This is a genomic window from Rhizobium sp. FY34 (assembly GCF_005222845.1).
Lineage (GTDB): Bacteria > Pseudomonadota > Alphaproteobacteria > Rhizobiales > Rhizobiaceae > Neorhizobium.
Map to the genome: position 1 here is coordinate 58,225 of NZ_STFZ01000002.1, position 23,133 is coordinate 81,357.

General features: G+C 60.7%; 26 protein-coding genes. 14 read left to right on the plus strand and 12 right to left on the minus strand.

The features are described 5' to 3' along the window. Positions 1 to 100 precede the first annotated feature (100 nt). Entirely contained in the window at positions 101 to 1,213 is a 1,113-nt protein-coding gene (locus E8M77_RS01305; protein ID WP_137128914.1) for an AI-2E family transporter, read from the plus strand. Between the two features lie 8 nt (positions 1,214 to 1,221). Here E8M77_RS01305 and E8M77_RS01310 read toward each other — a convergent pair whose 3' ends face one another. Further along, complete coding sequence (locus E8M77_RS01310; protein WP_137128810.1) at positions 1,222 to 1,689, minus strand: GNAT family N-acetyltransferase; 468 nt, start codon at positions 1,687 to 1,689, stop codon at positions 1,222 to 1,224. A 91-nt stretch (positions 1,690 to 1,780) separates the two neighbouring features. On the opposite strand from E8M77_RS01310, the gene E8M77_RS01315 reads away from it, so the two are divergent. Beyond that, on the plus strand, positions 1,781 to 2,194 hold the full coding sequence (locus E8M77_RS01315; protein WP_137128811.1) for a hypothetical protein: 414 nt from the start codon (positions 1,781 to 1,783) through the stop codon (positions 2,192 to 2,194). 18 nt (positions 2,195 to 2,212) lie between these two features. Here the strand turns inward: E8M77_RS01315 and E8M77_RS01320 are convergent, their stop codons facing one another. The 3 genes from E8M77_RS01320 to E8M77_RS01330 form a co-directional block, all read right to left on the minus strand. Further along, the gene (locus tag E8M77_RS01320; RefSeq protein ID WP_137128812.1) at positions 2,213 to 3,349 is read right to left on the minus strand and encodes a DUF2336 domain-containing protein; all 1,137 of its coding nucleotides are present in this window, start codon (positions 3,347 to 3,349) and stop codon (positions 2,213 to 2,215) included. A gap of 136 nt (positions 3,350 to 3,485) precedes the next feature. Next, on the minus strand, positions 3,486 to 4,091 hold the full coding sequence (locus tag E8M77_RS01325; protein ID WP_137128813.1) for a flavin reductase family protein: 606 nt from the start codon (positions 4,089 to 4,091) through the stop codon (positions 3,486 to 3,488). Between the two features lie 5 nt (positions 4,092 to 4,096). Then, a complete protein-coding gene (locus tag E8M77_RS01330) occupies positions 4,097 to 4,684 on the minus strand; it encodes a nitroreductase (protein WP_137128814.1) in 588 nt (195 codons plus the stop codon). Positions 4,685 to 4,790: 106 nt separating this feature from the next. On the opposite strand from E8M77_RS01330, the gene E8M77_RS01335 reads away from it, so the two are divergent. Next, on the plus strand, positions 4,791 to 5,759 hold the full coding sequence (locus E8M77_RS01335; RefSeq protein ID WP_137128815.1) for a hypothetical protein: 969 nt from the start codon (positions 4,791 to 4,793) through the stop codon (positions 5,757 to 5,759). A gap of 112 nt (positions 5,760 to 5,871) precedes the next feature. Here the strand turns inward: E8M77_RS01335 and thrS are convergent, their stop codons facing one another. The 4 genes from thrS to E8M77_RS01355 all read right to left on the minus strand — a co-directional run bounded on the left by thrS (position 5,872) and on the right by E8M77_RS01355 (position 9,288). After that, positions 5,872 to 7,875, minus strand: a complete 2,004-nt coding sequence (gene thrS, locus E8M77_RS01340; RefSeq protein WP_137128816.1) for a threonine--tRNA ligase — start codon at positions 7,873 to 7,875, stop codon at positions 5,872 to 5,874. A gap of 132 nt (positions 7,876 to 8,007) precedes the next feature. Further along, complete coding sequence (locus E8M77_RS01345; RefSeq protein ID WP_137128817.1) at positions 8,008 to 8,433, minus strand: DUF2267 domain-containing protein; 426 nt, start codon at positions 8,431 to 8,433, stop codon at positions 8,008 to 8,010. Between the two features lie 16 nt (positions 8,434 to 8,449). Continuing rightward, positions 8,450 to 8,836 carry a membrane protein insertion efficiency factor YidD gene (gene yidD / locus E8M77_RS01350; RefSeq protein ID WP_137128818.1) on the minus strand — a complete coding sequence of 129 codons (387 nt, stop codon included), beginning with the start codon at positions 8,834 to 8,836 and terminating at the stop codon, positions 8,450 to 8,452. A 5-nt stretch (positions 8,837 to 8,841) separates the two neighbouring features. Continuing rightward, entirely contained in the window at positions 8,842 to 9,288 is a 447-nt protein-coding gene (locus tag E8M77_RS01355; protein ID WP_137128819.1) for an iron-sulfur cluster assembly scaffold protein, read from the minus strand. A 36-nt stretch (positions 9,289 to 9,324) separates the two neighbouring features. On the opposite strand from E8M77_RS01355, the gene E8M77_RS01360 reads away from it, so the two are divergent. From E8M77_RS01360 to E8M77_RS01375, 4 genes are all read left to right on the plus strand, one after another. Continuing rightward, positions 9,325 to 9,504 carry a hypothetical protein gene (locus tag E8M77_RS01360; RefSeq protein WP_137128820.1) on the plus strand — a complete coding sequence of 60 codons (180 nt, stop codon included), beginning with the start codon at positions 9,325 to 9,327 and terminating at the stop codon, positions 9,502 to 9,504. 72 nt (positions 9,505 to 9,576) lie between these two features. After that, positions 9,577 to 10,185 carry a GTP cyclohydrolase I FolE gene (folE, locus tag E8M77_RS01365; RefSeq protein ID WP_137128821.1) on the plus strand — a complete coding sequence of 203 codons (609 nt, stop codon included), beginning with the start codon at positions 9,577 to 9,579 and terminating at the stop codon, positions 10,183 to 10,185. 21 nt (positions 10,186 to 10,206) lie between these two features. Further along, positions 10,207 to 10,668 carry a phosphoribosyl-AMP cyclohydrolase gene (hisI, locus tag E8M77_RS01370; protein WP_137128822.1) on the plus strand — a complete coding sequence of 154 codons (462 nt, stop codon included), beginning with the start codon at positions 10,207 to 10,209 and terminating at the stop codon, positions 10,666 to 10,668. Between the two features lie 107 nt (positions 10,669 to 10,775). Next, positions 10,776 to 11,732 (plus strand): patatin-like phospholipase family protein, encoded by a 957-nt coding sequence (locus E8M77_RS01375; protein ID WP_137128823.1) that lies wholly within the window; start codon positions 10,776 to 10,778, stop codon positions 11,730 to 11,732. Between the two features lie 81 nt (positions 11,733 to 11,813). Here E8M77_RS01375 and E8M77_RS01380 read toward each other — a convergent pair whose 3' ends face one another. Further along, positions 11,814 to 12,248 carry a CBS domain-containing protein gene (locus E8M77_RS01380; protein WP_137128824.1) on the minus strand — a complete coding sequence of 145 codons (435 nt, stop codon included), beginning with the start codon at positions 12,246 to 12,248 and terminating at the stop codon, positions 11,814 to 11,816. 154 nt (positions 12,249 to 12,402) lie between these two features. After that, entirely contained in the window at positions 12,403 to 13,197 is a 795-nt protein-coding gene (locus tag E8M77_RS01385; protein ID WP_137128825.1) for a rhomboid family intramembrane serine protease, read from the minus strand. 200 nt (positions 13,198 to 13,397) lie between these two features. On the opposite strand from E8M77_RS01385, the gene E8M77_RS01390 reads away from it, so the two are divergent. From E8M77_RS01390 to E8M77_RS01420, 7 genes are all read left to right on the plus strand, one after another. Next, on the plus strand, positions 13,398 to 15,326 hold the full coding sequence (locus E8M77_RS01390; protein WP_137128826.1) for a phosphatase PAP2 family protein: 1,929 nt from the start codon (positions 13,398 to 13,400) through the stop codon (positions 15,324 to 15,326). A gap of 160 nt (positions 15,327 to 15,486) precedes the next feature. Further along, positions 15,487 to 16,080, plus strand: coding sequence for a PAS domain-containing protein (locus tag E8M77_RS01395; RefSeq protein ID WP_137128827.1), 594 nt, complete (start codon positions 15,487 to 15,489; stop codon positions 16,078 to 16,080). 100 nt (positions 16,081 to 16,180) lie between these two features. After that, positions 16,181 to 16,786 carry a PilZ domain-containing protein gene (locus tag E8M77_RS01400; RefSeq protein WP_137128828.1) on the plus strand — a complete coding sequence of 202 codons (606 nt, stop codon included), beginning with the start codon at positions 16,181 to 16,183 and terminating at the stop codon, positions 16,784 to 16,786. 659 nt (positions 16,787 to 17,445) lie between these two features. Further along, complete coding sequence (locus E8M77_RS01405) at positions 17,446 to 18,000, plus strand: transglutaminase-like cysteine peptidase (protein ID WP_246659083.1); 555 nt, start codon at positions 17,446 to 17,448, stop codon at positions 17,998 to 18,000. Positions 18,001 to 18,156: 156 nt separating this feature from the next. Then, the gene (locus tag E8M77_RS01410) at positions 18,157 to 18,909 is read left to right on the plus strand and encodes a hypothetical protein (RefSeq protein ID WP_137128830.1); all 753 of its coding nucleotides are present in this window, start codon (positions 18,157 to 18,159) and stop codon (positions 18,907 to 18,909) included. 188 nt (positions 18,910 to 19,097) lie between these two features. Further along, positions 19,098 to 20,528, plus strand: coding sequence for a D-alanyl-D-alanine carboxypeptidase (locus E8M77_RS01415; protein ID WP_137128915.1), 1,431 nt, complete (start codon positions 19,098 to 19,100; stop codon positions 20,526 to 20,528). 91 nt (positions 20,529 to 20,619) lie between these two features. Beyond that, positions 20,620 to 20,889 (plus strand): hypothetical protein, encoded by a 270-nt coding sequence (locus tag E8M77_RS01420; RefSeq protein WP_137128831.1) that lies wholly within the window; start codon positions 20,620 to 20,622, stop codon positions 20,887 to 20,889. Between the two features lie 66 nt (positions 20,890 to 20,955). On the opposite strand, the gene E8M77_RS01425 is transcribed toward E8M77_RS01420, so the two are convergent. Continuing rightward, positions 20,956 to 21,393: a DUF1489 family protein gene (locus E8M77_RS01425; protein ID WP_137128832.1), complete on the minus strand. Its 438-nt coding sequence runs from the start codon at positions 21,391 to 21,393 to the stop codon at positions 20,956 to 20,958. Between the two features lie 53 nt (positions 21,394 to 21,446). Then, positions 21,447 to 22,847, minus strand: a complete 1,401-nt coding sequence (locus E8M77_RS01430; RefSeq protein ID WP_137128833.1) for an L-serine ammonia-lyase — start codon at positions 22,845 to 22,847, stop codon at positions 21,447 to 21,449. Between the last annotated feature and the right edge of the window lie 286 nt (positions 22,848 to 23,133).

The window sequence follows — 23,133 nt, forward strand, 5'->3', positions numbered from 1 at the left end:
TCGTCAGGCCGACGCAGCCTTTGGAAAAGGATGATGTTCAACCGTGAATGACACCGATAAAACACCGGTGGGACCGCGCTGGCTTGGTCCCGTCGCTCCCATGCGCATCGCACTCATCCCGCCTATTTCGGCTGCGCGCTGGTTGCTTGTGCTTGTGGTCTTCGCCGGCATTTATTTCTTCCATGGCTTTCTCGTTCCGGTGCTGGCGGCACTGGTCATCGGCTTTGCCAGCTGGCCGATCTATCGCGAACTGCTGCGCCGGGTTGGCGGCAACACAACGCTTGCCGCCACCATCGCGCTGCTGCTGGTCCTGTCATTCCTGATCGTGCCTGTCGGCATCGCAATTTCCTATACGATCGGTGAAGTACGCGAATGGATCGGCTGGGCCCTGCAGGCCAACCGGATCGGCTCACCGCCGCCGGTCTGGATCGTCAACCTGCCGATCGCCGGCGAATGGCTGGCCGCCCTTTGGGAGCGCCATATCGGCGAGCCGGGCGCGATCGGCGCCCTTGTGCAACTCGTCAGCGGCGCAAATATCGGCAATATCTACCGCGGCGTCATTGCCGCCGGCGACGGTGTCTTCCATCTGCTCCTGACGCTGCTGTTCATGCTGATCGCGCTGTTCTTCGTCTATCGTGACGGAGCCGCTTTCTCGCGTCAGATCGATATGCTGGGCGAACGCATCCTGCCGACGCGCTGGGAGCGCATTTCACGCGTGGTTCCGGCCACGATCAGCTCCACCGTCACCGGCATGACACTGATCGCGATTGGCGAAGGCATCGTGCTGGGCATTGCCTACTGGATTGCCGGCGTCCCCTCGCCTGTCACGCTGGGCGTGCTGACCGGGTTGATGGCACTGATCCCCGGCGGGGCACCTTTGTCCTTCACACTCGTATCGATCTATCTGGTTGCCAGCGGATCGACTTTTGCCGGCATTGCGCTCTTCGTCTGGGGTTCCGTGGAACTGTTCATCGTCGACAAGACGCTTCGGCCAAGGCTTGTCGGAGGCCCGATCAAACTACCCTTCCTGCCGACATTTTTCGGCCTGGTGGGCGGCGTGAAGACCATGGGCTTCCTTGGCCTGTTCATCGGTCCGGTGCTGATGGCGCTGCTGGTCGCCATCTGGCGCGAATGGATGCGCGAAATCGAACTGGCGGCGGTGCCGCCAGTTCCGGTCGAGGGCGATGTGGCAAAAAGCCGTCGGCTCGCCTGATCCATCAATCAATCCTTGAGTCTCTTTTCCATGAAGAGGCTCAAGGGATCGGGCTTGTAGCTGCCGAAAGGCTCGATCTCGACATAGCCCGCCTTGCGATAGAGGCCGATCGCTTCCGGCTGATAAATGCCGGTTTCAAGCCGCAGAACGCCAACACCGAGCCGCAGCGCTTCTGCTTCCAGCGTGTCCAGAAGCCGCTTGCCGAGCTTTAGGCCGCGGGCCTTGTCATCAACGAACATCCGTTTGATTTCACCGCTCTGGTCGGCGTAGCAGACAATGCTGGCGCAACCGAGCACATCCTCCCCATCGCGCGCCACGAAAAACGAAACATTGGCCTCTTCAAGATCCTCAAGCGGCAGCATATGGTTGCTTTCGGCGGGATAGAGCGAGGCTGCATAGGCGCTGGAAAGCTCCAGGAGACGGATGACACCCTCCTGACGCGGTGGCTCCCGACCAATGACAATTTCTCTCTGCATGCTGCATTTCCTCAGTGATTTTCGACCTGCCTTCACGCGGTCATGATTTTCCCCTTACCGTCAAGTTTGCAACCAGACAAGGAACGCGGGAATGCAGGCAGCCCTCATCATGATGACCATTCTCGGTTGTGACGACAGCGCCACAGATTGCCAATATATAGCAACCCTCAACCAGCGCTGGCCGAGTATCGCGCTCTGCGATTCTGTCTCGGAAAAGGAGTTACAGGCCTTCGTTAACGTGTCCTACCCGGTCGTGATCGCCGTATGCCAGGATCCGACCATAACGGAGGCTAAGGCAGCCACCTCGCCTTCCCTGCCGCTGAAGCAGACGCCGACGCCTCAATCACCGGCGCAGGAGCGCGCCCAGGAACAAACGCTGGCGCAGCAGGCCATCACTCGTGCGAAAACCATCCTGCCGGATGCCGAGAAGATGCGTCACTTGGTGCGCAGCCCCTTGCGTCTGGCGGAGGATGGTTACAGCTGGGTGGTGCGCAAACTGCGCTGAGGAACGGGATCGCCCGTGTCAGGCGGCAATCGCTGCCTGGTCGGCAAAGCTTCGCGCCAACTGCCGCTCTTCGCTGTGATGCAGCGTCTCGACCATGTCGAGCAATTCGTTGACCGGCGAGAATGGCTCGGCGCTTCTGGCAAAACGCTGCATCAGAGGCGCGCAGATGCTGTCGGCGGAACTCACATAGGCGTGCGACATCATCTCGCGCCACAGCATGGTCGCTTCGACAAAGACATCGGCAACGTCGCGGCCAAGCCCCGCTGATTCGTAAAGGGCGCGCACCGCATGGCGCCGCCCGGTTGCCATGATCGAGCGCACGCGCCGATCTTCAAGACCGGAGAGATCGGTCATGGCGGCTGCAAAGAATTCGATACGGCCGCTGCACAGAGCATGCATCAGGAAAGCAGGTGTCAGCCGACCGGCATCGCGCAGATGCGCAACAAGCGCCGGCATTTCCTCCGGCAGTGCCTGACCAGCCAGTGCAATGGTGGCGGCATTGCCGGCCTGGCGCGTGACATGCGAAATGCGCGCAGCACTCAGCGTCGATTGGACGAGCGGCGACAGCGCCAGTGCCGAGCTGACATGGTGAACAAGAAGATCGCGGGCCTCGGCCGGCAGGTCCGTGCGCACAAGCAAAAGGTTGCGGATATCGGCTACGCGGCCATGGCGCTCGGAAATCCGCTTCAGCGAATAGCGGGTCAGAAGCGCCTGCCGGTTTTCCAGGAGAAGCAGGATTTCGCCCTGATCGCCAACTTCTGCTATGGCAGCCGCAACACCGCGCGTCACGACAGGGCGGGCGGCAATCAGGCCGCGTGTCAGATTACTGCCGCGACCGACGAGATCTACAAGATCGGCCTCGGAAAGAACCGGCGAAAGCGTAAGCACCGGGCAGGCAATTTCGGGCTGATCTTCCGCCAGCGCCAGAATGAGGGCACGCGGCGCCGATGCGACCGGCGCGATGGCTTCAGACAGCGCACGGCGCACATTGGGAGACGGATCGTCGAGTAGATGCATCATGGCATGCACGGCCGCCAGGCGCTGCGTATCGTCGAAACTCAGCTTCGAGAAGGCCTTGACCAGCGCCTGGGCAGCCCGTGCCCGGTCTGTTGCGCCCGCGGTTTCTGCCCAACGAAGAAAAGCCCTTACAATCACTGGTACGCGCCTTCAATGATGGGAGTGCTCAACTGTCGACGTCTCCCTGCCGGACAGGCTAGAGAGAAATGGTTTATGATCGGTTCACCATATCCGTTAATCTTCGGATGTCGGGCTGTGAGCTGCGCGATGCGCCTCAGCGCGGCGGGCGCTTCAGCTGAAAGACGTCTGCTCCGCCATCGGCATAATCCATATAGCCCATGCGGGCGACAGGGCTGGCAAGCACCATATCGATGCGGCCATCGCGGATGATCTCCTCACTGAGATGAATGCCTAGAACCTGGCCGAACACCATCACCGATTCGGACTCCTGCCCTTGCAGATCACGCGGCACGATCACTTCGGTGACCCGGCATTCCAGCGCTGCAAAGGCCTCGGCCACGAAGGGCGCATCGACCAGTTCCCCCATCTTCGGGGTCAGCCCGGCCAAAGCAAATTCATCGACGCCGTAATCGACCGGAGCCGACGAGACATTCATTTTGTCGACCAGCGGCCGGCTGACCAGGCTTGCCGTGAAAAACCCGGTCTCCTCGGCATTCTTCAGGCTGTGCTTGCGGCCGCTTGAAGAAAACATGATGATCTTTGGGCGATCGGAGACGATATTGAAGAAAGAATAGGGTGACAGGTTGAACGAGCCGTCCCTGCCCTTCGTGCCGATCCAGCCGATTGGCCGCGGTGCAACGATGGCCTTGAACGGATCATGCGCCATGCCATGCTGGTTTGTGTCGGTCGTATAAAACATGGGCGTCAGGCTTCCTCGCCGCCGGTCCAGGTGACGATCTGCGACAGGTCCGGGCGCGGTCTGTCTGTCTGCGGGAAGTTGGTGGAACCTATATAGAGGAAGCCAGCGACCTTCTCTTCTGCCCGAACGCCGAGAATTGCCTTGGCAGTTTCGTCATAGGAGATCCATTCGCTCAGCCAGTTGGCGGCAAAGCCATGGGCATTGGCTGCCATGAACAGGTTGAGGCAGACGGCACCGGCCGAAAGCTCCTGCTCCCAGACTGGGACTTTCACATGCGGTGCCGCGCAGCTGACAACGGCGATGACCAAAGGCGCACGCAAAAGCCGCTGGCGCTCCACCTCCTGCATTTCCAGGGTCATATCCGGGTTGCGCGCCAGCGCCACGGCCAGCAACTGTTCGCCAAGCCTTGCCCGCTCAGAGCCGCGATAGACGATGAAGCGCCAGGGCGCCAGCTTGCCGTGATCGGGCACCCGCGACGCCAGCGTCAGCATGGCGGTGATGGCGCTGCGGTCGGGCCCCGGCTCCATCATCTGAGGAGCTGGAATGGAACGGCGTGTGCTCAAATAATCGAAAAGATGCGGATTGTTCGCCATGATAATGATCTGCCGGGATGATGGAGTGGAACTAGATCTTGAAATTGCCGCGAGCTTGGTCTTGAAGTGACCTCTTGGCATTTCAGAGTCAACGGTCGGAAGCGGTATGAATTCACTTTCTCAGGCGGCTCTTTGTGTGGTGGTCCTTGCGGCCTGCCCCTTGGCGTCGAATGCTGCCTTGGCTCAGGATGCGTTCAAGACCTTCAAGCAGATCGACAGCACGGCGAAGATGCCGAAGCTGAATTCCTTTTCGCCGACGGTCGGCAGTCCCGTACCCGTCGCACGCGATGTGCGTCTGGATGCCAAGCTGACCGCCGATGGCCAGCCCATGCAGACGGGACTGACCTGGCGCGTGTTCAGCCCGCAACCGGGACCGGATGGCAAGCTGCCGCTGGTGGCGACCTCCGAAGGCGGCGGCGCACAGTTCCAACTGGTTCCGGGTGACTATTTCGTCAATGTTGCCTTCGGGCGCGCCGGCGTGACGAAGAAAGTCACGGTTCCGGCAACCGGCGATGTGGGCAAGCAGGCGCTGGTGCTGGATGCCGGCGGTTTCGTGCTGAATGCCGTTGCCGGTTCCGACCAGCGGCTCCCCGCCAGCAAGCTGCGCTTTTCGATCTATTCGGCGGAGGTGCGCGAAGACGGCGAGCGTGGCCTGGTGATGGCCAATGTCAAGGCCGATACGATCGTGCGCCTCAATGCGGGAACCTATCACGTCGTCTCCGAATATGGCGATATCAACGCCACGGTTCGCGCCGATATCCAGGTGGAAGCCGGAAAGCTGACGGAGGCCACCATACAGCACCGCGCTGCGCAGATGACGCTTAAACTGGTGTCACAGGCCGGCGGCGAAGCGATTGCCGATACGGCCTGGTCCGTACTGACGGCTGGCGGCGACGTGGTCAGCGAAAGCGTAAGCGCCTTTACCACCATGGTGCTTGCGGAAGGCGATTACACGGCCGTTGCCCGCAACAAGGACAAGATCTATCAGCGCGATTTTACCGTGCATTCAGGCCGCAATGCCGATGTGGAAGTGCTGATGCGCGACCAGCAGAGCGCCAACGTCGATCCGGATTGACAGTGGCTTTGCACCGGCGCATCTCGCCGCTGCGCTGCCTTGCCCCTCAAGCCCGAAACAGAAAATGCCCCGATCCTTGTGAAAGGACCGGGGCATTTTTTCATGTATCCCGTTATTCGGCCGCAGCCGCCAGGCGCTTGGCCTGCCGGCGCTTCAGATCCGGCGGCGTCGCCTCGTCGGAAAGCGATGAGACAGCATCGGCCAACGACATCGGCGTCTGGGCCTGGCTGCCGAGACGGCGGATATTGACCGTGCGGTTTTCCGCTTCCTGACGCCCGCAGACGATGATCACCGGCACCTTGGTGACGGAATGCTCGCGCACCTTGTAATTGATCTTCTCGTTGCGGAAATCGGTCTCGACGATGAGGCCAGCCTCGCGCAGCGTTTCTGCCACTTCGCGACCGTAATCATCCGCATCCGAAGTAATCGTGGCGACGACCACCTGAAGCGGCGCAAACCACAGCGGCATATGGCCAGCAAAGTTCTCGATCAGAATGCCGACAAAACGCTCCAGAGAGCCGCAGATGGCGCGGTGGATCATCACCGGCTGCTTCTTTTCCGAGCTCTGGTCGATGTAAAAGGCGCCAAAGCGTTCCGGCAGGTTGAAGTCCACCTGCGTCGTGCCGCACTGCCAATCACGGCCGATGGCATCCTTCAGCGTGTATTCGAACTTCGGACCGTAGAAGGCGCCCTCGCCCGGCAGGATGCCGGTCTTGATGCGACCGCCCGATTGCGCCTCGATCTCCTTCAGAACATCCATCATAACGCCTTCGGCGCGATCCCAGAGATCGTCGGAACCGACGCGCTTGTCAGGACGGGTGGAAAGCTTCACCACCACTTCCTTGAACCCGAAATCCTCATAGACCGAGAGGATCAGGTCGTTGATGCGCAGGCATTCCGCCGCCATCTGTTCTTCCGTGCAGAACACATGCGCATCGTCCTGCGTAAAGCCGCGCACGCGCATCAGGCCGTGAAGAGCACCGGAGGCCTCATAGCGATGCACAAGCCCGAACTCCGCAAGCCGAACAGGCAGCTCGCGATAGGATTTCAGCCCATGCTTGAAGATCTGCACATGACCGGGGCAGTTCATCGGCTTCAGGGCAAAGACGCGATTATCGGCTTCCTTGTCTTCCGGATGCGTGAAGGCATAGGCCGATTTCACCGCAAACATGTTTTCCTGATACCAGCCCCAGTGGCCGGAGGTTTCCCAGAGCGAGGCATCCAGCACCTGCGGCGCATTGACCTCCTCATAGGTATTGGCAAGCCTGCGGCGCATATAGGCCGTCAGTGTCTGGAACATGCGCCAGCCCTTGCCGTGCCAGAAGACGACGCCCGGCCCCTCTTCCTGGAAATGGAACAGATCCATTTCACGGCCGAGCTTGCGGTGGTCGCGCTTTTCCGCCTCTGCCAGCACATGCAGATACTGGTCGAGTTCTTCCTGGCTGGCCCAGGCCGTGCCGTAAATGCGCGTCAGCATGGGGCGCGTGGAATCACCGCGCCAATAGGCGCCCGCCACCTTCATCAGCTTGAATGCCGTGCCGATCTGGCCGGTGGAGGCCATATGCGGGCCACGGCAAAGGTCGAACCAGTCGCCCTGATAGTAGATCTTCAGGTCCTGGTCGGCCGGGATCGCATCGACAAGCTCGACCTTATAGGCCTCGCCCTTGGCGAGGAAGACTTCCTTGGCCTTGTCACGTGACCAGATTTCCTTGGTGAAAGGCTTGTTGCGCTGGATGATCTCCTTCATGCGCTTTTCGATCTTCGGCAGATCGTCTGGCGTGAATGGCTCGTCCTTGGCAAAATCGTAATAGAATCCGTTTTCGATCACAGGGCCGATCGTCACCTGGGTGCCGGGCCACAATTCCTGCACGGCTTCTGCCATCACATGCGCTGCATCGTGGCGGATCAGCTCCAGCGCACGCGCATCGGTGCGCGTCACGATCTCGATCAGACCGTCGGTGACGGGATCGGACAGATCGCGCAGCGCACCATCGATGGCGATGGCAACGGCCTTCTTGGCCAGCGATTTGGAAATGGATTCGGCGACCGCCAGACCGGTCGTGCCGGCATCAAAGGAACGGATCGAGCCATCGGGAAAAGTAAGGGAAACGGTCATGGTTTTCTCCTGTTATCCAGTCCCGCCAACGAATGCGGGTGGTGATATAAGGCCGCCTGGGCAGCCTGTTTTGACGTGCGCGTGATAAGTGAAAAAAGACTTTGAGTAAAGTGTGGGGGACAGAGGCAGAGGCTATGCCTGAAGACCCCAGAAGGCCAGGGCTCCTTCGGGAAGCCGATCGAGAAACGCCCGCAGCTTTTCTTCGTCCATATGGCGGCGGATGGCAGACGTGACATCCTCGATGGCACTCGGCGTCGACAGATTATGGTTATGGCGCAGCGCCCTCACCTCCTGCATCATCACCTCGCGGTCCAGAAATGGACTGACCTGCTGTTTGGTATCCCAATCGCTGACGAAGATGGCCCGCAGGACCGCCGGCAACAGATTGGCAAACTGGATGGCCTCATCCAGTGTCAACCGGCGGCGGAAGACCTGCAGAACCGCCTGCAGCATCGTATAGCCCTGATGGCGTGTCGCCAGCATCGAGATGTCGAGGAGATCGGCCATAAAGGCTTCGAACTGGGCGGTCGCGTGATGATATTCCATCGGGATTGGCATGGTCAGTTTCGCTCGCTCAGGGTCTGGTCGTTTCTGCCATCCGTCCCGCCGGTCGATATCGCCAGGGCATCCACCAGCGCTGCCGGGCGGACAGTGTTTCCGGCACAGGGTCGAGTCCGGAGGAACCAAAGGGACCACAGCGCACGAAACGCCAGGCCACCATCCAACCGCCGAACCAGAGCCCATGGCGGGCGACGGCCTCATAGCCGAATTCCGAACAGGTGGGGATATGGCGGCAGGAATTGCCGATAAAGCCGGATAGCGTCAGCTGATAGAGCCGGATGAAGCCCATGCCGAACAGCCGGCCGGGCGTCTTTCGAAAGGAACCGTGCCAGTTGCGGCCACGCCGCCTTGGCGGCCTATCGTCGCCATCCTCCTCAAGCTCTTCGCAGTGGCGACACATATCGATCAGCCCGCCATTGCGCTCTTCTGTGCGTCGATCTGGTCAAGACAGTCGATCACCGCATCGAAGGTCAGCATGGTCGAGGCGTGGCGGGCCTTGTAATCCTTAACCGGTTTCAGGACACGCATTTCCTCAAACCGCCCTTGTGGTCCCTCGCCGCCGTCCTTCAGCATGGCCAGCATCGCCTCGCGGGCGCTGCGTATATCATGCGGGGCCGCGCCGACCACATGGCGGGCCATGACCGAGGACGAGGCCTGCCCAAGCGCGCAGGCGCGCACCTGATGGGAGAAATCGGCGACAGTGCCATCCGCATTGAGCTTTAAAAACACCCGAACCTTGGAGCCACACAGCCGCGAGTGCTTTTCAGACGTGGCATCGGCATTGTCGAGGACGCCTGAGCGCTCGATATTGCCGGCGAGTTCTAGGATCCTGCTATTGTAGATGTCGTCCATGGGTGCTGTCCGTCTGCTTTCGAAAAAAGCCGCGCAATGCGCCTTGTCGAACAGAGCGTCAATCGTCCGGCGCTGGCCGACTGCGCTGTCTCATCCTATATGATAGCCTTGCAGCGCGGCATCAAGACGCAAAGTTTTGCCTTAAACGATAGCCAAAGCCGTAAGGACTGGCTTGTAAAAAAAGATCTGGCGGGCCAAAAAGCGCGTAAATCCTGACGGGCGCGTGACGCACTGGAACCGTCGGACCGGTCAGGTGCGGCCTTCAAACCGCATCAGGAGACGTAAAACATGGACGCCATCGTGAAGAATTTTCCTGCCGGCCAAAGAGAGGCGCGCCCGACTCAGCAGGACGCGGAGGACGCCGTGCGTCTTCTTTTGCGCTGGGCTGGCGATGACCCGACGCGAGAAGGCCTTCTCGACACGCCCAAGCGCGTTGCTCTCGCCTATAGCGAATTGTTCGGCGGTTACGACCAGTCACCGGAAGACGTGCTTGGTCGCACCTTCGAGGAGGTCGGCGGCTATGACGACCTCGTTCTCGTCAAGGACATTCCCTTCTATTCGCATTGCGAACATCATATGGTGCCCATCATCGGCAAGGCGCATGTGGCCTATCTGCCGAAGGGGCGCGTGCTCGGCCTGTCCAAGATCGCTCGACTGGTGGAGGTGTTCGGACGTCGCCTGCAGACGCAGGAATCGATGACGGCGCAGATCGCTCACTCTATTCAGGACGTGCTGCAACCGCGCGGCGTGGCCGTAATGATCGAGGCCGAGCATTTGTGCATGGCCATGCGTGGCATCCAGAAGCAGGGATCGACGACGCTGACCACCACATTTACCGGCGACTTCCAGAAAAACGCCACCGAGCAGGCGCGCTTCCTCACACTCATCCGGCTTTGATGCAGAGACTGAGCTATCCTCATGACGATCGAATTTGATGCGCCCTCCGCCGACAAACTGATCCTCGAAGGCCAGGGTCCGTTTACACCGCGTTTCGACGAGGCCGGTCTTGTAACCGCCATCGTTACCGATATCCGCGACGGCGAATTGCTGATGGTGGCCCATATGAACAGCGAGGCGCTGGCGCTGACTATCGAGACCGGCATCGCCCATTATTACAGCCGCTCGCGCGGCAAGATCTGGAAGAAGGGCGAGACCTCCGGCAATCTACAGAAGGTCGAGGCGCTGCTGACCGATTGCGATCAGGACGCCGTCTGGCTGAAAGTCTCGGTCGCCGGGCACGATGCCAGCTGCCATACGGGCCGCCGTTCCTGCTTTTATCGCACCGTCAAACTGGAGAATGGTAAAGCAGGCCTTGAAGTGAGCGATGACCAACGTCACTTTGATCCGGGCCATGTCTATGGCGACAAGGGCCACGCCTAAGCAACTGCTTTGTTTTTCGGCAGGTCAACCGTCGATCAACGGTTTGGAAACCATTAAGGGCGTTCAATGGAACTTCGGCGATCTTCGCCCTTAAGGACGGGAATACGATGCTGAACTGGAGCTGGAATCGCAGCGGACCCAATGGCGCAACGACAGATTCCGGCACCACGCCACCTGTCCAGCCCGCGATTCCACAGCCGACACCGCGCAAGGCCAAGCTGGCGCTCGCCCTCGGCGGAGGTGCGGCGCGTGGCTGGGCACATATTGGCGTATTGCGCGCGCTTGACGAGGCAAAGATTGAGGTGGGCATGATAGCCGGCACTTCGATCGGCGCATTGGTCGGCGGTTGCTATCTGGCCGGCAAACTCGACGAGTTGGAGACCTTTGCGCGCTCTTTGACCATGCGGCGCATTGCTGGCCTCCTCGATCTGACGATTGGCGGCGGCGGTCTGCTCGGCGGGATGCGGTTGACCAAGCGCATGCAGGAACATCTGGAAGACATGGCGATCGAGGCGCTCGACCGGCCCTTCGTTGCGGTGGCAACAGAACTGCATAGCGGCCATGAAGTGTGGATCACCAGCGGCTCGCTGATTACCGGCCTTCGCGCATCCTATGCCCTGCCCGGTATTTTCGAGCCAGTGAAATGCAATAACCGCACACTGGTGGATGGCGCCCTCGTCAATCCCGTACCCACATCCGTCTGTCGCGCCTATGAGCAGCCGCTCGTCGTGGCGGTCAATCTGAACTACGAGATTTTCGGCCGCTCGGCCGTCGTCAAGCACAATGCCAGCGTCCAGCCGGTTGTGGCCGGCCAGCACACCAAGGTACAAGAATCGCGAATCGGCATGACAGGCGTAATGGTGCAGGCCTTCAACATCATACAGGATCGCATGTCGCGCGCACGCCTTGCCGGCGATCCACCCGATCTGGCGCTGCATCCGCGCCTGAGCGATATCGGCCTGTCGGAGTTTCATCGTGCCGGCGAGGCCATAGACCGCGGCTACCAGGAGACCGTGGCCCGGATCGACGAATTGAAGCGTATGCAGGCCGTGTTTGCCGTCTGAAGCTGCCCTTGTCTGCTGCATGCAAGACCCTGTGCAGGCGCCACTGAACTTTGCCGGGCGCCCGCTGGCAGGGTTTGAACCTCAGCCTGCTATATAGGCGCGGATATGCTCGGCTTCCTGCTCGACTTCGCGGATGCGCGCCTTCACCACGTCACCGATCGACATGATGCCGACCAGCTTTCCGCCGTCTTCGACCGGCACGTGGCGGAAACGGCCGCTGCTCATCATTTCCATCAATTCGTTGAGCGTCGTGTCTTCGCGGCAGCGCACGACATTGGTGGTCATGGCAGTTGAGACCGGCTTTTCAAGCACCGCAGCACCCTGCTCGGCGACACAGCGCACCAGATCGCGTTCGGTGAAAATACCGGCGATCCGTCCCTCGAGACTGGTGATCACCACGGCACCAATGCGGTTTTGATTGAGAATGGTTGCCACCTCGCCCATGGTCTTTTCCCGGCTAACCGAGATGACGTTGCGACCTTTGGCATCCAGCATGTTCCTGACAGAGACCGGCATCAAATCCTCCTTATGAAGCATCCCCTATCGGCCTGTGTGCCACTGAACTCCCACTCGAGACACACCGCCGAAGCGGATGGTGCGCCAGTGTGGCACCGATTGCAACAGCCAAGCAGACCACGCCCTTGCAGCAAAGCCGCCCGGCGGCCGGCATTCACCGCTTCGGCAGGGGGCGATCGAAGATATCGAAGAGGAAATAGCCGAACAGGAAACCGCCGATATGCGCATCCCAGGCAATTGCGCCCTCGCCCGCCCCGACCAGCGGCATGCCGAAGGCGATCAGCACATTGCCGAGGAACCAGAGCAGCGTGAAGATGAATACCGTGCGGTTGCGCATGGCCTCGACAATGCCCTGTCGGGGCAGGAGATGCGCATGCGCGCGGCCAAGCCCGCCGCCACGAGCCGGAAAGGCAAAGCGGCAGGCGGCGGCCATCAGCGCCGAAATGACGCCGGAAGCGCCAATCAGAATGGTTTCCTGCCCCCAATTGAGCATGGCATGAAAGAAGGCGGCAGCGGCCGACGAAAAGGCCCAGAAGACGATAAAGCGCGACAGGCCTATGCGCCGGAATACGGGCGCACCAAAGGCGGCAAGCCAGAGCCCGTTAAAGGCGAGATGCTCGATACTGCCATGCAGAAGCGAATAGGTGACCGGCGTCCATAGCCATTCCAGCCCCTGTTGCGACAAGGGATAGACATAGCGCAGCGGCGTGAACGCCAGTTCGAACAGCATGTAGCTGTGCATCTCATCCGACAAGAGATAGTTTTCGACGAGATAAAGCCCGACCAGCAAAGCAAGCAGGGCGACCAGCGGACCAGGCAGGTTGATGGCCGGCTGAGAGGTACCGGCCTCTGCCTCTGACGCGTGGGCTGCACGGTATTCGCCGGAGGGCGCAGACCTGTCCGGCTGGGGCACATCGCCCGTTGCGGGTGTCTTTGGCGAATCGTCCATGCGCGGATCCCTTTGTGTGATGACATGGAGACATACAGCAGCGCTGCGCGGCGGCAAACCCGCCATGCGTCGCAGGTGAGTGCAAGGCCAGCGCCCGTCTCCACAAAACATGAAACACGCTCCGATTGTTAGAAAACTGACGCATGCTTGCTTTATTGCGCAGGTCAAAGCCCGTTTTGCCCTGATGAGGACTGACCGTCATGAATTCCCGTCTGCTCTTTTCGTTTACCGCAAGCTTGATGCTGGCAAGCGCCCTCACCCCAGCCTTTGCCGAGATGATCACTCTGGCCCCGATGCCGGCAGGCCTTGGCAAGGCCGATAGCGCAGCACCGCCCTCTGACGTTCCGGCCTATGTCGACACTGGCGCCAGCAACCAGCGCGGCGATGCCTGCCTTTCGACGCTGGAGACCAATGCCGGCGTTCGACTGCTTTCGGGCTTCCTCGATCTTTGGACGCCACGCTCAGCCTTTGTCGATGCCGATCAGGATGCTCCTGCCAAGGATGCCTGCCCGGCAGTGGCCAAATCAGATTGGGATGGCGTGCCGCACAGCCCGACGGATGGCACAATGAAGCATCCGGAGGTCCACGCAGCCAATCTGGCTTATGTGGTCAAGACCACCAGGGCAAACACGGCGCAAGACGATCTGGAAGCCTATCTTGACGATCGGCGCGGCAAGAGCGTCAGCATTACCGATGGACTTGGTCCTTTGGCGGATGCCTGGCGCAAGGGCGTGCAGCAGACCACCACGATCAGCGGCATGCCGGCCGATGCAACCAGCGTCAAATATGACGACAAGGGCAATAATCGCGGTGTCGGCAGCAAGGATGGCAATGAGGCGATGGGCAAGGCGGTTGACCTCGTCAAGGCCGGCAGCGAGGACGGTTCCACCGAACCGGCAAAGCGCTACTACAAATACGCCCGTCCCTACCGCTGGAGCGAGGATGTGCGCGTCGTGCCGCAGCTTGAACAGGCGAAAAGTACCAAGCCGGCCGGCGATGGCGGCTTTCCCAGCGGCCATACGGCCGAAGCCTGGCGCGATGCGCTGGTAATGGCCTATCTCGTGCCGCAGCGTTACCAGGAAATGGTCACCCGCGCGGTGGTGATGGGCGAGAACCGCATTCGTGCCGGCATGCACCAGCCTTTCGACGTGTTGGGAGGCCGCATGCAGGCCATGGCCGTCGTTGCCTATAACCTCAATCGGGCCGACTATGCGGCGCTGAAAGCCGATGCTTACCAGCAGACGCAGAGTTTCATGGCCAAGGAAACCGGTACTGCCGGGTTCGACGGCTTGATGGCGCTTGGCCAGTCTGCGCCAAGGAGCGCCGACCGGTTTGCCGATCGCGGCGAAAATGCCGCCTTCATAGCCCCGCGTCTGACCTATGGCCTGCCGACGATCAGCGCCACCGATATGCCGCCCGTCGTACCAAAGGGCGCCGAAGTGCTGCTGGAGACCAGATTGCCCTACCTGACGGGCGAGCAGCGCCGCGTGGTGCTGAAATCCACTGCCATCTCCTCGGGCTTCCCGATCCTCAGCGATGCGGAAGGCTGGGGGCGCCTCAACCTGTTTGCCGCTGCAGACGGCTATGGCAGTTTTGCCGGCGACGTCACGGTCCGCATGGATGCATCCAAGGGCGGCTTCAATGCCGCAGACAGCTGGAAGAACGATATCTCCGGTGCCGGCAAATTGACCAAGCAGGGCACGGGCAGCCTGACCCTTGCCGGGCGCAATGCTTTTACCGGCGGCCTTGTACTGGAAGAGGGAACTGCCATTGCCTCCACGCCGACGGCCTTCGGTGCGGGCGATGTGTATATCGCAGGTGGTCGCGCCGTGGTGTCGGACGCCGGTCTGAAGGTCGGCGGCAATCTCAGCCTTGCCGCAACCGGCGGCATCGACATGCGCCTTGCGGCCGATGGCGCGGCCATAACCGTGGCCAAGGATACGGTCCTTGCCGGAGGCAAGCTGACGCTCAGCCTCGGCGGTGACGCCAAGCCGTCCGCCGGCCAAGAGTTCACCCTGATCCGCGCCGGCCATCATCTCAGCGGTCGCTTCGACGAGATCACCCTTGACGGCTACAAGATCACGCCCGTCTACGGTGATGACAGGCTGGTTCTGCGCATCGACGGCTAACTGGCAAAACTATTGACAAAACAGCACCCTGATGGCCCGCCCTGCGCGGGCCATTTGCATATGTCTCTGAAAATCCACCCGGACTGGCATGATTTTCGCTGCGCCTCATACAAGCCGGGCATGACGCCCTGAAACGGCTCGGATCGAGACAGTTTTGACCATGCAGAGTACGCGCAGTAACGAAGTCTTTACATATTGGAACAGCCTGAGACACGGACGGGCTGCACCGTCGCGGGCCCAGATCGATCCATCGGCACTACGTCACCGCTTACCCGATCTTTTTATGCTGGACTGGGAAGGGCCGCAGCTGAAATTTCGCCTGGGTGGGACGCGGGTCTGCGAGCTGTTTGGCCATGAACTGCGCGATACCCGCTTCCTGTCGCTGTGGGTGAAGGGTTCCTACGACAGCGCAAATGAAGCGGCGCTTGCTGCCCTGCGCATGGAAGAAGCCGTTCTGATGGACATCGTGCTTTCGACTGTCGAGGACGCGGTCGCCTGCGAGATGCTGTTGATGCCGCTGCGCTCGCCAAGCGGCGTCGTCGACCGACTGCTGGGCTGCTTCATGCCGCTTGTCACCGCCCATCGGATCACGCCGCTTGCCGGCGCATCCATGACGCTTGCGCGCTGGTCACCCGTCAATGCACAGGCCGCTGAGCAGGAGGAAGAAGAAACCGATCTGCCGCACGATTCTCTGTTTCGCCGGTTGACGCCGCAACGCCTGGCGCAGATGGCCCGCGATACATTGCGCTGGTAGCGCCATGAGTGAGTGGCGATCGTGGCCAGCAAGCGACAAAACCATATGTTAACCGGGTTCCTGTAAGGCTGAAGGGCAACACGACAGACGAAAGACTGTGATGTTTTCCTTTCAGCCCGCCCAGTCAGCACGACAGATCCAGCCGACGCGGACGTTCCAGCGCGTCTCGGTCAACATGACCGGCCGACTGATGCTTGCCAATCACGAGGAATATCCCTGTACGGCAGTCGAAATGTCTCCGGGCGACGTGGTCATGGCCTGTATCGGGCGGCCCGGCCCTGCCGAACGGGTGATTGCCTATATCGATCATCTCGGTCGGCTTGAAGGCACCGTGCAGCAGTTGTTCGACGACACTTTCGTCATGTCGATCAATGCCACCGACCGCAAGCGCGAAAAGCTTGCCGCCCAGCTGACCTGGCTTGCCAATCGTCATGAACTCGGCCTGCCGGAAGATCGTCGCCATGACCGCCTGTCGCCGCGCGTGACACGCGCCGAACTCGGACTGGAAGACGGACGGCGCATCAGCTGCCGCCTCGTCGATCTGTCGCTGTCGGGTGCCGCCGTCGATATCGAGATGCGGCCCGAGGTTGGCACACCGGTCGCGCTCAACAATCTTCGCGGCCGCGTGGTGCGCCACTTCGCCGAGGGCGTGGCTATCGAATTTGCCAGCGTCCAGACCCGCGAAAGCCTGCGCGCCTTTCTCTGATCCGTAACCGGACACATCTGGTCCCGTTTTGAAGCGCCCGGCAGCCCACCTGCCGGGCGTCCTCGTTCTGGCACCGCATTTGGTCATCGGCAGCACATGCTCCCGGCCCTTTCTTACTGCAATGCGGTCACACTACATCTCTCGAGCAGTCTCCGGACGGCGTACAGAAGGCCAGTGTGTGCGAATTCGGAGCGCCAGAATCATTTTTTTCTCGCTCCGGCACAGTTTTTTTGGCGACTAATCAGGGCCAATTTCTCCGTCCGAGACCCATTTCGGACCCCGGCCCATCGTTATTTCCCTCAACATCATCGGGCTCGCCGAACGCAGCAAGACACGAATACCCCTCGCGTAGCGCCTTGGCCCGTTCTGCGAAATGCCGGGGAATCAATCGATTGGCCGCAGACGCCGACAATTTTCGATAAGTATGAGTGAAATTTGACGCGCATTTACATCGAATGAAACGTGAATACCACTCAAATACGCATCAAGTTTTGCGCGCATTCTACCGGCATTCGAATCAAATAAGCCTATGTTTTAACTGGTAAATTTCGCGAGCAATCAAGGGCCTTGTGCGAGCTTCTTCCCAACGAACGGGGAGTAACAGAATGTCGCACGCAAAGACGATTGCATCAGGCCTTGCAGCCCTCTGCCTCACATTGATGTCCACGCAGTCCGCGCTGGCCGGACCGGGCGCCATGCGCATTACCGGCAAAGCCAATCCGCCGATTGGGCACTATGAATTCTGCCAGACCTATCAGAGCGAATGTGCTGCAACCGGCGCGGATCAGGGCCCGTTGACCCTGACCGAAGACAGGTGGCGCAAGATCCTCGACATCAACTACACGGTCAATTCGACCATACAGCCGATGACGGACCAGGAAATCTATGGCGTCGAGGAGCGCTGGGCCTATCCCCGCACGGTCGGCGATTGCGAGGATTTCGTACTCTTGAAGCGCAAGCTCTTGATGGCGCAGGGCATCGATGCCTCCGACCTGTTGATCACGGTTGTCCTGCAGCCGAATGGCGAAGGCCATGCGGTGCTCACAGTGCGCACCGATCGCGGCGATTTCGTTCTCGACAACATGCGCAACAAGGTGATGAACTGGAGCGATACGGAATACACTTTCCTCAAGCGCCAGTCGTCTTCCGATCCGGGTGCATGGGTCAAGCTGCAGGACGGCCGCGCCATGGCGGTCAGCAGCGTCAAGCGCTAGGCAGCACCACCACTCCGGCCACCCTCGCCTGCCTCTTCATGGCGCCCTCATCGGGCGCCATTCTTCATTAACGTAGCATTAACCATCTTTAACGAATGATGCCCGCCAGGAACGCGATGATCCGGCGTTTCCTTCCAGCACAGGCGGGCAGGCATCATGCGACAGGAACAGGCAGACTGCCGGAGCGAGGACAGCGCGCTTGTCTCCAATGCCCTCCTCCTGAAGGTGACCTCTGCCATTGCCGGCCTTGCCCTTCTGACAGCCGGCATCAGCTATGCCGGTCACCGGTATGGCGAGCGGCTGTCGCTGGCCGGCCATACGGACAGCCCACAGGTTTTTTCCATCAGCATCGGCTCCGATATGCTTCAGGTGCCGGCCAACATGATCCGCTTTCGCGAACAGCGCGCTTCGGGTGCAGCCGAACGGCTCAACATCTACCTGACCTGGCCGGACATGCAGGGTTACAGCCAGGCGAACCGAGCCCGCTTCGACCGGCTGGATCTTGCCAATCAGTTGATCTTCATCGAACTGTCGCAGGCGACCATGTCGCGCGACATGTCGGGTCGGCTGGAGCCGATCTACAGCCGCCTGTTTGAAGGGGAGCCGAAAGCTGTCGGCAACGGGCTCGTCCAGCACAGCTTGCGGGCCGATAGCGGCTATGCGGGAGAAGCCATCTTTACCGCAAGCAGACCAGCAAAGCCCGATTATGTCGTGCGTTGCGTGCTACCCCAGACACGCAGTCCTGAGCCCAGCAGCGGCGACTGCCAGCGCGACATCCATCTCGGTTCCGGCCTCACGGTTCTCTACCGCTTTTCCGCCACCCTCCTGCCCGACTGGGAACCCATTGATGAGGCAATCGAGACATTCGTTCAAAACCGTTTGTCCACAGACGGCGCAGCAGGCAGCTAAAACACGACCCAGTTCCCTAAGGGTCTGTTCATCATAAACCACTTGGTAACGCTAGCCCCCTATTGTGCCGTGAACGGATGCTGCGGGGGACGCAGCCGGATATATCAATTGAAATACAGTGAGTGAGTGCAGCCGTGCTGGATAACGTCAACACAACATCCTTCCCCAAGGGTGGCGCCTCGATTTTCATGAAGATCGTTGCTTTTTTCGTCATTCTGGCCGGTCTGGCGGCCGTCGGCGCGGACAACGCGTCTGCCAATCCCAAATATGCGGGCATTGTCGTCGATGCCAAAACCGGCAAGGTTCTCTATAGCGAAGATCCGGACAGTCTGCGTTATCCGGCATCGCTGACCAAGATGATGACGCTCTACATGACTTTCGAGGCTTTGGAAGCCGGGCGGATCAGCCTTGATTCGCGCGTGCCCGTTTCCGCCCATGCCGCAGCAGAACCTCCGTCCAAGCTTGGTGTGCGGGCCGGCTCATCTGTCACCGTAGAGCAAGCCATCCAGGCCCTCGTCACGCGCTCGGCAAACGATATTGCCACTGCGCTCGGCGAATTCCTCGGCGGTTCAGAATCCCGCTTTGCCCAGTTGATGACCAACAAGGCACGGGCGCTCGGCATGACCCGCACGACGTACCGCAATGCCAATGGTCTGCCCAATACGGCGCAGATGACCACGGCGCGCGACCAGGCCCGGCTCGGGATCGCGCTGCGGCAGCACTTTCCGCAGTATTACGCCTATTTTTCCACCCGCTCCTTCCGCTTCGGCACGCAGACCATCGGCAACCACAATCGTCTTCTGGGCAATGTGAACGGCGTCGATGGCATCAAGACCGGTTATACGCGCGCCGCCGGCTTCAATCTCGTCACCTCCGCCCAGGCCGATGGCCGCTCAATCGTTGGCGTCGTCCTTGGCGGTACCAGTGGTGGCGCCCGTGATGCGCAGATGCGCAAGCTGGTGGCAGCCTATCTTCCCAAAGCCAGCCGTGGCGGTGCAAGCAACCTGATTGCCGAAAGCCGCACACCGGCAGCACCGGTGGCTGTAGCCGCAAGCGTGCCGGTTCCGGTTCAACCCACCGCATCGCCAGCCGTTGTGGCAGCCACATCCGATGTAGCTTCCCTTTCGCTGCCGAATGCCGGTCCGGTTCCTTCCGGTCGCTATGAAGAGAAGCTTGCCGGCGCTTCCGCCTATGCACCGGAGCCGAATGCTCGCGGTGCAGCCGCAGCCGTAACCGCTGCCATGGGCGCGCGGCCGATGGCTGTGCCTACACCTGCGCCGGAATACATGCCGCAGGCAGCCGTGCGCGAGGAAAGCGTACCGGCCACCGATTCGGTCACCACGGCATCCACCCGCCCAAGCGCAAATTCCGCTGCCGGCTGGGTCATTCAGATCGGCGTATCGCAAAGCCGCGATGCAGCCATGTCTCTCCTGCAGAATGCGCAGGACAAGGGCGGACAGGTATTGCGTTCCGCCAAGCCATTCACGGTGGCGGTCGCCGCCGGTGGCGCCCAGGTCTACCGCGCCCGCTTCGGCGGCTTCGACGACCAGAAGGACGCCCTCAATGCCTGTAATGCTCTGAAGAAGAAGGGTGTCGCCTGCTGGGCGTCGCTACAGTAATCGGCGGTGGCCGGCGGTGTTGCCGGCCACGACCGGAGCCATAGCGGCTCCAGCACAGATCCTCGATTGTATCGCGTTTACGAGGTCACACATGGCAATGAACGAGAATAATCTCGACTATCCGCTGCCATCCGGCAGCCGGTCGAAGCTGAAAGGCAGTGCACTTCACCCGCTGCACGAAGCCGCCATGCGGCTGGCAGGGCTTGGGATCAACCGGCCCAAGGAGCGCACCCGTGACCTGGTGTCATTGCTGTTGTCGCATGGTGCGCGCGCTTGGCGACAGGCGCAACCGGAGGCGAATATCCACCTGCATATCGCATCGCGCTCAGGCCGTGCGCCGCTCAGGCTGAAATTGCGCTGAGCGCATCTGGCTGTTCTATCCAATACCAGAGATCTGCCATGCGACCCGTTGGCCGCATGGACCATATCAAAGAAGGCCAAGTTCGATGAGTTCGCGTCGCAACTCTTCCGGCATGGCAGCCACATCATCGCCGAGCGCCCCCAGGTCGCGCGGGGCATCTTCCGGGGTCAGGTAGCGCCAGCCCTGAAACGGGCGCTTCGGCTGGGCCACGGTTTCGATGACTTCGGGCGCCAGCACAAGATTGCAGCGGTTGATCCCGTCGCCGCTGGTAAAGGTCTCAATCCCGAGCAGTGGCTGACGCGCTGCCACCTGCCCCTTGATGACCCAGTAGAGCGATCCGCCATCCAGCAGCTCATCGACACGCTTGGGCACCATGCGCGTCGTATGCGTACTGTGCGGTTGAAGGCCGGCCGCCATGGCGGTCAGCGCACGCTGGCTGACCCAGTCGCGCAGGTCCTGGATATGATCTGCGCCGACGCAGAGTTTCAAGAGATGCAATGCCATGGATCTGCTTCAACGCCCAAGCGGGCGCAAGGTCAAGAGCGCAGGTGTCGCTATCAACATTCCACGACGTTGACGGCAAGCCCGCCGAGCGATGTTTCCTTGTATTTATCGCTCATGTCATAGCCGGTCTGGCGCATGGTCTCGATGGCGGCATCCAGCGGCACGAAATGCGTGCCATCGCCCTTGAGGGCAAGCGAGGCCGCGGTCACTGCCTTGACGGCACCCAGCGCATTGCGCTCAATGCAGGGCACCTGCACGAGGCCGGCAATCGGATCGCAGGTCATGCCGAGATGATGTTCCAGCGCGATTTCGGCGGCGTTCTCGATCTGCTCCGGCGAACCGCCCATGACGGCGGCAAGGCCGGCGGCTGCCATGGCGGCGGCCGATCCCACTTCGCCCTGACAGCCGACTTCGGCGCCGGAAATCGAAGCATTGTGCTTGATGATGCCGCCGATGGCCGCCGCCGTCAGCAGGAAGGTGTGGACATCCTCGGCTGTTGCATCCTCATGGAAATGCAGAAAATAGCGGATGGTGGCGGGAATGACGCCCGCCGCGCCATTGGTCGGGGCGGTCACGACACGTCCGCCGCCGGCATTTTCCTCATTAACGGCCATTGCGTAAACGGAAAGCCAGTCATTGGCGAGCAGCGGGTTCAGGCGGTTGCTGCGCCATTCGGTTTCCAGCTGCGCATGGATCGCCTTGGCGCGCCGCTTGACGTTGAGGCCACCCGGCATGATGCCATCAACCTTCAGGCCGCGATCAATGCAGGTGCTCATCGATGTCCAGATGCGGTCGAGACCGTCATCCAGCGCCTGCGCTGACATCTTCGTCAATTCGTTGGCGCGCTTCATCGCGGCAATGCCGAGACCGGAGCTGCGCGCCATGTCGAGCATCTGGCGCGCCGACGAAAAGGGATAGGGAACCCGGTCGGACGAGGGCTGCGCCTTGGCGGTGCGCATGGCCTCCAGTTCCGTATCGGTGACGACGAATCCACCGCCGATGGAATAATAGAGCCGCTTCAGCAGCAGTCTTCCATCCTTGTCGAAGGCGGAAAAACTCATGCCATTGGCATGACCAGGCAAAGGCTGCTTCTTGTCAAAGACCAGGTCCGTCTTTGGTGCAAAACCATAGGACGGGTGTCCGGCGGGTGTCACACGACCGCTTCGCTCCACCGTCTCGAGCAGGATCTCCATGCGATCGGGATCGACCGTATCCGGCTGCTCGCCCATCAGTCCAAGGATCACCGCCCTACCCGTTCCATGACCTATGCCGGTAAAGGCCAGGGACCCGTGCAGGCTTGCCTTCAGGCTGACCACCTGGGCACTCGCTGGCCGCGGCCAGTCATCCGAGAGAATGAGATCGAGAAAGCGGTTGGCGGCCGACATGGGTCCCATAGTGTGGGAACTGGACGGACCGATGCCGATTTTGAACACGTCAAAGACGGAGAGAAACATGAGACTGCGATTCCCGGCTGACAGACTGAGCGATGACGCTCACCCTAATCAAGCCGTTGTGGCTGTCCAGCTTTCTTGCCGACACTGAATGCTACGCCGACGACAAGCCCGCTACGGCAACAGCGGCCGGCGACGCGCGCAGCAAGAACAAGCGAAAATCAGATGCTACCGAAGATATAGGCAAGTGCGAGTACACCGGCAAAGCCACAAAGCGCCTTGATCGTAACGCTCCAGCAGGACTTCTGAACGCTGTCTTCCATGATAAATCCAGTTACAGGTGCTCTGA